The following is a 12,252-nucleotide window of genomic DNA, read 5'->3' as shown; positions in this document are numbered from 1 at the left end:
TTTACGGTATTTTTGGGGGCAAAAAAGCGATACAAACACTGTATCGCTTTTTTTTATGTTTAATAACGGTTCAATTACATCCCGCACCGGCACCTCAACGTTTTTATATGCAGTTCGTCTAAAACTGTTGCAGCAGCCGCACTCCTGCCTTACTTTTGAAATCAAATAGCAATAGTAAATTAATTTTTACGGTATTTTTGGGGGCAAAAAAGCGATACAAACACTGTATCGCTTTTTTTTTGTTTATATTTTAAACACATAATATTTACAGTTTAATGATTGTATATTAATATTTTAAATAAATAATTGTTTTGTAAATTATAATACTCTATTTTTGCAGGCAAATAGTATTAGTAAATTTAATTTACGGTATTTTTTGGGGGCGAAAGCGGGAACTATGTTTCCGCTTTTATTTTTTAAGTTTGAACAAAACAAAAAAACGGATGCATCTGCATGCACCCGTTTGTATCTCCACATCAAGAAATATTATTTTTCGTTGGCATAGCGCCTTGCTACCTCTTCCCAGTTTACCACATTAAAAAATGCATCAATATAATCCGGCCTCCTGTTTTGGTAGTTCAGGTAATAAGCATGTTCCCACACGTCAAGTCCAAGAATTGGTGTGCCTCCGCAGCCAATTTCCGGCATTAGCGGATTATCCTGGTTTGGTGTGCTGCATACCTCAAGCTTACCGCCCTGGTGCACGCAAAGCCATGCCCAGCCCGAACCGAACTGCGTAGCGGCAGCCTTTGCAAATTTAGCCTTAAACTCATTAAAAGAGCCAAAAGCCTTTTCTATTGCGGCTTCAAGCTCACCTGTTGGCTCTCCGCCGCCCTTTGGCGACATTACCTGCCAAAAAAGGTTGTGGTTATAATAACCTCCGCCATTGTTACGAACTGCGGCGTTAGACAAATCAAGGTTTATAAGTATATTCTCGATGGTCTTGCCTTCAAGGTCAGTACCCTCTATGGCATTATTAAGGTTGGTAGTATATGCATTGTGGTGCTTGGTATGGTGTATTTCCATAGTACGTGCATCTATATGAGGCTCAAGGGCATCATAGGCGTAAGGAAGTTTAGGTAATTCAAAAGCCATAATATGTGCGTTTTTAAAAGATTAATATTAATTTTAATCCAAATTTAGAGATTTTATACTTTAAAAGAAATAAGAATTTGTTATAATTTCTCTTACTAAATTTAAATTCTTACTAAAAACAAGTGGCAAAATCTGCATTTACTATATATAACGCTTCTGCCGGTTCGGGCAAAACCTACACGCTGGTAAAAGAATACCTTAAAATACTCCTGCGCTCGGGCGAAGATGATACCTACCGCAAGATACTGGCAATAACTTTTACCAACAAAGCGGTAGAAGAAATGAAAAACCGTATCATTTTCAGCCTGTCCGACTTTTCTAAAGATGAGCCTGCACCGCGCGCGGAAGCACTTATTACTGTCCTTTCGCAGGAAACGGGGCTGTCGCCTGCCACTATAAAAGATAAGTCGAAAGCTATCATCAAAAACATTATTCACAATTATGCTTCTTTTGATATTTCTACCATCGACAGGTTTACGCACAAGGTAATACGTGCCTTTGCACACGACCTTAACCTGCCGGTATCATTTGATGTATCGCTCGAAACCGAAAACCTGCTGAAGGAAGCAGTTGATGCCATTATTGCCAAAGCAGGCGAAAATGATGTGCTTACATCGTTACTGGTAGATTTTTCTCTGGATAAAACCGATAACGACAAAAGCTGGGATGTTACTTATGAACTGTTTGAAACAGGCAAGTTGCTCATCAACGAAAACAACCGTAATGAACTGGGGCAGTTCCGTGAAAAAACCATAGAAGAGTTCCTGCTGATAAAAGAAAAGCTGCGCCAGGCAGTTGCTGCTTTAGAGGCCGATTGCAAGGGGCTGGGTAACCAGCTAAACGATTTGTTGGAGCAGGAAGGCATAGACCCGAAGTCGTTCTCGCGGCAGGACTTTCCTAAACATATCGGTTATATAATTGATGGCACTCTAAAGCCTGCACATAAAAAATACTATGAGGCCGATGACATAAAAATAAACAAAGGCGCTAAAGACCGTTTGGCTATAGAGGGGGTAACGCCAATCCTTCTCGGCCTGCTGCAAAAGGTGTATAAGAATTACGAAAAGAAAAACTTTTATGAGGCTTTCCTCAAAAATATAACACCGCTTTCGCTATTAAATTCTATAAGCCAGGAACTGGAGCGCATACAAAAAGAGCAAAACGTGCTTTCTATATCCGAGTTTAATGCTATCATCCATAAAGAAATACAAAACCAGCCGGCACCTTTTATATATGAGCGGCTTGGTGAGCGCTACCGCCATTTTTTTATAGATGAATTTCAGGATACGAGCCAGATGCAATGGCAAAACCTGATTCCGCTGATTGATAACGCACTGGCACAGGAGGACCTTCAGGGCAATAAAGGTTCGCTTATGATTGTGGGCGACCCCAAACAGTCTATATACCGCTGGCGTGGCGGCAAGGCAGAGCAGTTTATCGGCCTCAGCAAACGCTACAACCCCTTCTCTAACCCCGATATGGATGTTATTAACCTGGGTCGCAATTACAGGAGTTACAGCAATATCATAGATTTTAACAACGCGTTTTTTTGTTTCCTGTCTGATAAGTTTGAAGATGCCGATTATTGCGAACTGTACCGAAACAGCAGCAGGCAGGAGCTTAACGATAAACAGGGCGGTTATGTAAGCATATCTTTTATAGCCGAAACAGAAACAGATGAAGCGGATATGCCCCGCGACCGGAACGAGCTGTATCTTGAAGCTACCCTTGCCACCATACAAAAAGCAGTTGCCCGCGGTTTTAATTATAAAGATATTGTACTGCTTACCCGCAAGCGGCAGCCGGGGGTATTGCTTGCCAATTACCTGACCGAGCAAGGCGTGCCGATATTATCTTCTGAAACGCTGCTGATAGAAAATGCCACCGAGGTAAAACTGATTATAAACCTGCTGCGCTACCTTAAAAGCAATGAGAACAGAGAGGCAAAAGCCCATTTTTTATATTTTGTTGCCAGCAACAGGATGCAGGGCAGCGAAATACACAATTTTATATCCGAGGGGATAGAGCAGCCTACGGAAGAAGTGCTTGAGGCATGGCTGCAAAGTAATGGCGTAAAAATATCCTTTAGGGACTGCCGGAAAAAATCGCTTTATGAAGCGGTAGAAACCATTGTTGATGCTTTTATAAAAGAAAAAGCCAACCAAAGCTATGTGCAGTATTTTCTTGACCTGGTGCTGGAGCGCGACATCCGTACGCAGTCGGGCATATCCGACTTTTTAGAGTATTGGGATAACAATGGCTCAAAATTCAGCATCCCCTCGCCCGAAGGTAATGATGCCGTACGGATCATGACGATACACAAATCAAAAGGGCTGGAGTTCCCCGTAGTAATTTTCCCTTTTGCCGAAGAAGATTATGCACGTGCCCCGCGCAGCAAGATGTGGCTGGAGCTTGACGATGAAACGTTCGGTTTCCAGAAGGCGCTTATAGACAGCAATAAGAGTGTTGCCGAGTATGGCGAGCGCGGCGCAGAACTCTATAAAATAAAGGAGCAGGAAGAACTGCTCGACAACATTAATATATTATATGTGGCACTGACACGTGCCGAAGAGCAGCTTTATATTATATCGGGCCGCAACTTTACAGCAAGGGGCGAGCTTACCGATAATATGTCGTCTTTATTTATAAGCTACCTGCAAAGTATTAATGCTTATGACAACCTTAAAGACGAATATGAGTTTGGCAAACCGGAACGCCTTTCTGAACCGGAAGCGCACTATGGGCAGCAGCAAACTATAGAGGTAGTAACGCAACATTTTAATCCGCGGGCAGTTAAGATAGCCCAGCGCGAGGCGCTGATGTGGGGTAGCAGGCAGCAGCAGGCTATAGAATTTGGTAACGTTACCCACGAAATTTTGTCTTTCATTAAAACAGCGGCAGATATACCTATGGCGCTTATGAAGGCTGTAGAGTCGGGATTAATTGTACAGAGCCAGAGCGAAACTGCCGCCGAAACCCTGCATAAAATTGTACAGCACCCACAGCTACAGGATTTTTTTGCTGAAGATAATATAGTGTATAACGAGCAGAGTATTATAGGCAATGCTTTGGCTACCATCAAGCCCGACAGGGTGGCTGTGCGCAATGGCATGGCCTACCTGCTGGATTATAAAACAGGCGACCATAATGCGCGTTATGAAAACCAGCTTAACGGCTATCAGGCCGCACTGGCAGAGATGGGATTTAGTGTAGCCCGCAAAACACTGGTATATATAGGTGAAGATATAAATGTGGTAGATTTACCCATGTAAGGTTAAGGCAGGAATATGCTTTCTGTATCTTTGCAATTATTTTTACAATTCCATTTAAGGAAATAATATAATCATACAACAACAAACTATAATACTATCATGTACGGAAAAATTAAAGATTATCTGGCTAATGAGCTGGAGCAGATAAAAGAAAACGGCCTTTACAAAAAAGAGCGCATAATTGCTTCGCCGCAGGATGCTGAAATTACGCTTACAGACGGCAGCAAGGTGCTTAACTTTTGTGCAAACAATTACCTGGGGCTTTCATCGCACCCGGAAGTAATACAGGCAGCAAAAGATACACTGGACAGCCACGGCTTTGGTATGTCGTCAGTGCGCTTTATCTGCGGAACGCAGGATATACACAAGGAGCTGGAACAAAAGATTGCCGATTTTTACGGTACTGAAGACACTATATTATATGCCGCGGCTTTTGATGCCAACGGTGGTGTTTTTGAACCGTTACTGGGCGAAGAGGATGCCATAATATCAGACAGCCTTAACCACGCCTCTATTATAGATGGTGTGCGCCTGTGCAAAGCGGCACGCTATCGCTACGAAAACAACAATATGGAGCAGCTTGAAGAGATGCTTATAAAGGCCAATGAAGAAAACAGGAGGTTTAAAATTATTGTTACCGATGGTGTTTTCTCTATGGATGGCCTTGTTGCCCCGCTTGACAAGATATGCGACCTTGCCGATAAATATGACGCGTTGGTAATGGTAGACGAATGCCACGCGGCAGGCTTTATTGGCATGACCGGAAAAGGAACTCCCGAAGCCAAAGGCGTTATGGGGCGTGTAGATATCATTACAGGCACGCTTGGCAAAGCACTGGGTGGCGCTATGGGTGGCTATACTACAGGTAAAAAAGAAATTATAGAAATGCTTAGGCAGCGCAGCCGACCTTACCTTTTCAGTAACTCGCTTGCACCGGCTATTGTTGGCGCATCTATAAAGGTGTTCGACCTGCTTAAGAACGACACTTCTTTACGCGACAAGCTGGAGTGGAATACCAACTACTTTAAAGAGGGAATGAAAAAAGCAGGATTTGATATTATAGACGGCGACAGTGCCATTGTGCCCGTAATGCTGTATGATGCCAAGCTGAGCCAGGTTATGGCAGATGAACTTTTAAAGAAGGGCATATATGTTATAGGGTTCTTTTTCCCTGTAGTACCAAAGGATAAAGCACGCATAAGAGTACAGCTTTCTGCGGCTCATACTAAGGAACATTTGGACAAAGCAATTGCCTCATTTACAGAAGTTGGGAAAGCGTTAACTATTATTTAACTACAATTTAGCGGGTTTAGTAGGATAATTTTTAATAAATCGTTTTGCTGTTAACACACAACAGAGTAAATTTGTTCTTGATATAACCTATTTGTAATTAAAATAAAAAAGTATGAGACATCTTAACAAACTGTTCGTTGCTGCACTTATGGCAATGGGACTTAACGCCCATGCGCAGGACGAAAACAACCCTTGGGCCGTTTCATTTGGTGCCAATGCAGTAAGTACACGTTTTGGCGCTGCTTCTGAATTTGGTGACCAGTTCAGCGGCTATTTTGACGCTAAAGAACACTGGAACGTCCTTCCTTCTGTATCTTATCTGAATGTATCGAGGCACATTGGCCAAGGTTTCGTATTTGGAGTAACAGGTTCCGTAAACAAAATAGACAAACTTTCAACCCGTACTCCGGGTACACAAGACTACACAGTAACAGATCCGGGTGACCTATCTTACTACGGTGTAGATGGTACTATTAAGTACAGCTTCCTTAGCCTTCTTGGCACAAGCTGGTTCGATCCAAGCCTACACCTAGGTGGTGGTTACACATGGATTGACGAAAAAGGTAACGGTACACTAAACGGTGGTCTTGGTGTTACTTTCTGGTTTGCAGAAAACGTGGGCCTTTCATTATCTTCAACTTACAAGCATACGTTTGAAGATCAGGCAGAAGCTAATGTACCAAGGCACATACAGCACATGGCCGGCCTTACTTTCAAATTCGGAGGTAAAGACACAGATAAAGATGGTATCTATGATAAAGACGACCTTTGTCCTGAAGTACCCGGACTACCACAATTCCAGGGATGTCCTGACTCAGATGCTGACGGAATACAGGATAGCCAGGATGACTGCCCTCAGGAAGCAGGACTTGCTGAACTTAACGGATGCCCTGACAGGGATGGTGACGGTATAGCTGATAAAGATGACCAGTGCCCGGATGTAGCAGGTATAGCAAGCATGATGGGTTGCCCTGATACTGACGGTGACGGTATTGCTGATAACAGCGACCAGTGCCCTAACGAAGCAGGACCAAAAGCTAACAACGGTTGCCCTTGGCCTGACACTGACGGTGACGGCGTTCTTGACAAAGACGATCTTTGCCCAGAAGTAAAAGGCACATCTGCTAACCGTGGTTGCCCTGAAGTAACTGAAGAAGTTATGAAGCAACTTAACGAGTATGCAAGAACAATCCTGTTCAACAGTGGTAAAGCTTCTTTCAAAGATGAAACACTTCCTGTGCTTCAAAACATGAAAGAAATCTTTAAAGAATATCCACAGGCAAGATTCAGCATTGAAGGACACACTGACAGCGATGGTAGCAACGCACTTAACCAGACACTATCTGAAAACAGGGCTGCTGCAGTAGTTAACTATCTTGTTGAAAACGGAATTGCCCGTGACAGGTTAATGTCTACAGGTTTCGGTGAAACTAAACCAATTGCTTCTAACAAAACTGCTGCCGGTAAAGCACAGAACAGAAGGGTTGAGGTTAAACTTATCAAGTAATAACTGATATAACCAAAATAAACTGAAAATGCCTCCGCTATGCGGGGGCATTTTTTTATTTTTATAGCATGGCCGGGCAAACATTTTTAGACAAACTCAGTACGCAGCTTGTTACCGATTATGGTAACTCATTATCAGGTATTACTATAATACTTCCCAATAAAAGAGCCCGTATTTTTTTAATAGAAGCCCTTAAAAAAAAGCTGTCGGAAGTTGTTTTTGCTCCCGAAATAATAAGCATAGAAGATTTTATACAGGATGTTGCCGGCGTGCGCAGCATAGACACTATAGAACTGCTCTTTGAGTTCTATAGTGTTTACTTAGGGCTTACCCCAAAAGATAAGCAACAGCCTTTTGAAAACTTTGCCAACTGGGCTAAAACACTGTTGCAGGACTTTAATGAAATAGACCGCTACCTGCTTAACCCAAAGCATGTACTCTCTTACCTGAAAGATATAGAAGAGCTAAGCCATTGGTCACTGGATGTGGAGAACCACACCGGGATGATTAAAAATTATCTCGAATTCTGGGAGCTGCTGCCTAAATATTATGAGGCACTGTACAGCCACCTCATCAAAAAAGGGGCAGGTTATCAGGGGCTTATTTACCGGGAAGCAGTAAAGAACATCAACCACTTTTCTGACGCTTTTGCAAAAGACCAGCTAATTTTTGCGGGGTTTAATGCCCTGAACGCTGCCGAAGAAAGCATTATTCAGCACCTGCTTACATGCGGCCAGGCAAAAATATACTGGGATATAGACCAGGCTTTCCTTAATGACCCCTACCATGACGCTGGCTTGTTTATCCGAAGGTTTAAAAAAGAATGGTGCCAGTTTTACGGCCAGCCATTTGAGTGGGTAGCCGATGAGTTCAGCAAGGAAAAGAATATTACTATAATCGGCACACCTAAAACGGTGGGGCAGGCAAAAATTGCAGGAAAGATTATAGAAGAAATCCAGCAAAGCGGGCAGTCTCTGGATAAGACCGCCGTAGTGCTGGGAGAGGAAAACCTGCTGGTACCTTTATTGTACAGCCTTCCGCTGGGTGTGGGTGGGCTTAACATTACCATGGGTTACAGCAGCCGCAACAACCCTGCACAGATACTGGTGCAAAAGCTGTTTAAAATGCATACTAATGCATTGCAAAGAAGTGAAAAAAGCTACACGCTGTACTATCGTGAAGTACTTGATATACTAACCCACCCGCTTGTAGAGCCTTTTAGCGGCGCTGCAAAGTTGACAGAAACCATCAACAGAAACAACATTACATTTTTATCGCACAGTAAACTGTTTGACATCCATCCGGATGCATCTCCATTTTTCAGGCTGCTCTTTGACAGGTGGGACGACGATGCAGGCATTGTTTTGCAAAGGTTGTCTGACATCATCATAAGCCTTAAAGGTTTCCTGAGCAATGATGAGGAAGAAGATAAAATAACAAAGGCTTTTTTATATTCCATTTTTAAGGTTATAAACAAGCTCATCAATTATTATGAGAACCATCCGCAAATGGCGGGGCTTGCCATACTGCAATCGGTTTACAAACAGGTAATAGAACTTGCCGAGGTATCTTTTGAGGGCGAGCCGCTTTTGGGACTGCAGGTAATGGGCGTGCTGGAGAGCCGTGTACTCGATTTTGAAAATGTTATTATTACCAGCATGAACGAGGGTAAATTCCCCGCAGGAAAAACACAAAACTCGTTTATACCGTTTGATGTAAAGCGCGAGCTGGGCCTGCCAACCTATAAAGAAAAAGATGCCATATACAGCTACCACTTTTACCACCTGCTGATGCGGGCTAAGAATGTTTACCTGCTGTACAATACCGAAAGCGAAGGTCTTGATGCCGGCGAGCGGAGCCGTTTTCTTACCCAGTTGGAAATTGAGCAGAAACCCGCACATAATCTTAAAAGTGTTATCTATAATGCCTACCTGCCCGACATAGCTTATAAACCTATGCTGATACCGAAATCGTCAGAGGTTCAAGAACGGCTAAAGGAAATTGCCACAGGTAAGGGTTTTTCGCCATCGGCATTAACGAGCTACATCCGTAACCCGATACAGTTTTATTACCAAAGGGTGCTGCGCATTCGAGAAGTGGATGAAGTAGAGGAAAGCATTGCACTAAACACGCTTGGCACCATAATACACGGCGCACTTGAGGAGCTATACAAACCCTATCTGGGTAAATACCTTGCTGTGCATGATATAGAAAATATGGCTGCGCTGGCGAATGATGAAGTTATGCGGCAGTTTACGGCTGTGTATAAAGAAGGCGAAATAAAAAAAGGGCGTAACCTGCTGGCTTTTGAAGTAGCCAAACGCAACGTGCAGAATCTGCTGAAACAGGAGAAAGAACTGCTAAAGGCAGGCGACAGCGTAAAAGTACTGGCATTGGAACATACTTTTGAACGCTGGCTTGAAGATGCACGGCTGCCCTACCCTGTAAAAATTGCGGGAAACATAGACCGGATTGAAGAACGCAACGGCAAAATAAGGATAACCGATTACAAGACCGGTAAAGTTGATAAGTACAACCTTACCCTTAAAACATGGGATGGGCTATCGGGCGATATCAAGAATGAGAAGATAATACAGTTGCTTACTTATGCTTTTATGTATGAACCGCTTGCAGGGTGCAAAGAAATTGAAGCAGGCATTATATCATTCAAGAATATGAAAAGCGGCTTTATGAACTTTTGCTATAAAGATGCGATAGACAAATCACTGCCCGTAATTGAGGTTATAGATAAAGATATCCTTGCAGATTACACTTCGCAACTGGTATTGCTCATTAATGAGATACTGGATGCGGAAGTGCCGTTTGAGGAGGTGACAGATTAATAAGAAATTGATAAATTAGCACATATCCCACTATTGCCTTATGAAAAAACTTCTATTTCTTTTGTTTGCATTTCCTTTATTAATATTTTTTGCCTGCTCCGGTAATACTAAAAAAGCAGTAGCTTTCAATAAAGAATTAGAGATTAAACAAGAAGGATGTCCAAAGTGTTTAGTTCAATTTGAGGAGTGTATTAAACCCTATGACAAGGCATATATAGACGCCGTTGAAAAAGCAGCGGATAAGCGTAAAGAGGGTACTATTACCAAAGAGAAATACAAACAGATTTGTGATGAAGTAAGGTTAATTAAAAATAAAGGAGAAAGAGCTTGTGCAGATGAGTTAAAGAAATGTTGTTTAGATGAAACCCGCGATAATCAAAATAAGCAAAAAGAAAATGGGGAGGGTTCAAATACTATAATGTAATTGACCGTATCAACATTTTTTAAAAAAATCCAGTAGTTCCTTTAGCAGTGCTTCGCGGTTTTCGATGTGGCTCATGTGCCCGTCAGGATATGTAATAAGTTTTGCCGCAGTATTATCTATTTGGTCATAATGCTCACTATAAGGCAGGCTCTGGTCTTTTTCGCCTAATACCACCATAACAGGGTACGGTGCAAAATGCAGTATTACCTCACGGTCTTTGCGCACTTTCATGCCCTCTAACGCTGCCACAATACCCTGCAGAGGCGTTTGCAATGCCTGGGCGCGCAGCGCCTCAATCTCAGGTATAAAACGCTCACGGTTCTCCTCGCTGAAAAGGTTGCTTATAGCAAGCCTTATAAATCCCGATGCATCTTTTTTAACAGCTTTGATAGCCCTGTCTCGGTTTAGTTTCTTTTCTTCACTGTCGGGCCTTGCAGTAGAGTTTTGCAGCACAATACCTTTTACCATGTCGGGGTACAGCTCTGCAAAAGCCATAGCCACATAACCGCCCATAGAATGCCCAACCAGTATAGCCTTCCGGATGCGCAACTCATGCAGTACCGCATGTACCGCATCGGCCATATCTTCCATTGTGTGTATGTAGCCCAGGCAGCCTGTTTCGCCATGCCCCAAATGGTCTAATGTTACAACCCGGTACTTCTTTAAGAATTCGGGTTTTAGATCATCCCACATCGTCTGGTTTTCTAAAAAACCATGCAGCAGCACAACGGCAGTACCTTTACCTGAATCGGTATAGCTGATGTTGATATTTTTATAGGCGAGTTGCACGTTTAAACCTTATCTGTTTACTGTTAAAGCACCGCAAAATTACAGCATATTGCCAACAGCTACAATGCCTTGCTGTTAAATAACGGCTATTTATTTTGTTCGGCTTCCATACGTTCCAGCATGGCTTTCATCTGCGCTATTTCTTCCTGCTGCGATTTAATTATCTGGTTGGCGAGTTCGCGTGCCTCCGGGTCGCTTATATTAGCACGAGTGCTGGTTAGTATGGCAGAAGAATGGTGCGGTATCATGGCTTTCATCCATTGCTCATCCCCTACCGGTATTTGCTGCCGCAACCCGAAAAGGCATATAATAAACAGCACTCCCGCCCCGCCCATTATACCATAGTTGAGTTTCTTTTTAGGGTACATGCCCCACATAAAAAGCATCATGCTTACCGCCATAGGGCATATCATCAGGAAGGTCATATACGTTCTTGCGGTACTCAAATAAACATCATCCGATTCATACACATTAAGATACATAACGCCGTACATCAGCACGAACGAAACCGCCATCATCAGGAAAAATTTTAAGTAAGCTGTTTTCATAAAAGTTCTGTTTTAAGTTGCCTTATAAATTTACCGCTTAAAGAAACCACTTACAATCAACAGGTTGTTTTTTGTAATAAAATTAAGATACCTGATAAATATTTATATTTGAATACTAAACAATTAAAAAATGAACAGGCTGGTTATTATTGGTAATGGTTTTGATTTGGCACACGGACTCCCAACCGGGTATTGTAATTTTATTAATTGGTATTGGGAGAGAGTATTGAACATATTATCTTCTACAAATAACTTAAATGAGGTTAAATTTGAAGATAATTTATTATTTATACGATTTGCATTCAAGGAAAGTAGTTGGCTAAAAGCTAATAATGAATATAAAAAAGTTAAAAACTATAGTGATTTAAACAAATTTGTTAGCAAATTTTCAGAATCTTATGACCCGCAATATTACAAACAATATGATAGATGTAGATTGAATTTTAATAATAATTTTTTTAAAATAATATGTGATAAGCAC

9 protein-coding genes are annotated in these 12,252 nt (G+C 42.2%); 6 read left to right on the top strand and 3 right to left on the bottom strand.

The genetic code is table 11. The annotated features are described in order from the left end of the window. Positions 1-486: 486 nt before the first annotated feature. Positions 487-1,095 carry a superoxide dismutase gene (locus Q0K96_RS11385; protein ID WP_297334116.1) on the bottom strand — a complete coding sequence of 203 codons (609 nt, stop codon included), beginning with the start codon at positions 1,093-1,095 and terminating at the stop codon, positions 487-489. A gap of 122 nt (positions 1,096-1,217) precedes the next feature. Here Q0K96_RS11385 and Q0K96_RS11380 point away from each other — a divergent pair, with 122 nt between their 5' ends. The 5 genes from Q0K96_RS11380 to Q0K96_RS11360 all read left to right on the top strand — a co-directional run bounded on the left by Q0K96_RS11380 (position 1,218) and on the right by Q0K96_RS11360 (position 10,434). Then, positions 1,218-4,367, top strand: a complete 3,150-nt coding sequence (locus Q0K96_RS11380) for a UvrD-helicase domain-containing protein (RefSeq protein WP_297334115.1) — start codon at positions 1,218-1,220, stop codon at positions 4,365-4,367. 99 nt (positions 4,368-4,466) lie between these two features. Beyond that, positions 4,467-5,660: a glycine C-acetyltransferase gene (kbl, locus tag Q0K96_RS11375; protein ID WP_297334114.1), complete on the top strand. Its 1,194-nt coding sequence runs from the start codon at positions 4,467-4,469 to the stop codon at positions 5,658-5,660. A gap of 112 nt (positions 5,661-5,772) precedes the next feature. Continuing rightward, entirely contained in the window at positions 5,773-7,167 is a 1,395-nt protein-coding gene (locus Q0K96_RS11370) for an OmpA family protein (RefSeq protein WP_297334113.1), read from the top strand. A gap of 68 nt (positions 7,168-7,235) precedes the next feature. Then, positions 7,236-10,010, top strand: coding sequence for a PD-(D/E)XK nuclease family protein (locus Q0K96_RS11365; RefSeq protein WP_297334112.1), 2,775 nt, complete (start codon positions 7,236-7,238; stop codon positions 10,008-10,010). Positions 10,011-10,050: 40 nt separating this feature from the next. Continuing rightward, positions 10,051-10,434 carry a hypothetical protein gene (locus Q0K96_RS11360; RefSeq protein ID WP_297334111.1) on the top strand — a complete coding sequence of 128 codons (384 nt, stop codon included), beginning with the start codon at positions 10,051-10,053 and terminating at the stop codon, positions 10,432-10,434. Between the two features lie 9 nt (positions 10,435-10,443). Here the strand turns inward: Q0K96_RS11360 and Q0K96_RS11355 are convergent, their stop codons facing one another. Both Q0K96_RS11355 and Q0K96_RS11350 read right to left on the bottom strand, forming a co-directional pair. Continuing rightward, complete coding sequence (locus Q0K96_RS11355) at positions 10,444-11,223, bottom strand: alpha/beta hydrolase (RefSeq protein WP_297334110.1); 780 nt, start codon at positions 11,221-11,223, stop codon at positions 10,444-10,446. 86 nt (positions 11,224-11,309) lie between these two features. Then, the gene (locus Q0K96_RS11350) at positions 11,310-11,771 is read right to left on the bottom strand and encodes a DUF305 domain-containing protein (protein WP_297334109.1); all 462 of its coding nucleotides are present in this window, start codon (positions 11,769-11,771) and stop codon (positions 11,310-11,312) included. A gap of 130 nt (positions 11,772-11,901) precedes the next feature. Between Q0K96_RS11350 and Q0K96_RS11345 the strand changes: the two genes are divergently transcribed. Then, a partial coding sequence (locus Q0K96_RS11345; RefSeq protein ID WP_297334108.1) for an AbiH family protein occupies positions 11,902-12,252 on the top strand: 351 nt, incomplete at its 3' end.

This window comes from Flavobacterium sp. (assembly GCF_024305175.1).
In the GTDB taxonomy this organism is placed as follows: domain Bacteria; phylum Bacteroidota; class Bacteroidia; order Flavobacteriales; family Flavobacteriaceae; genus Flavobacterium.
The sequence above is the reverse complement of the archived record's forward strand: the minus strand, read 5'-3'. Positions and strand labels throughout refer to the sequence as shown.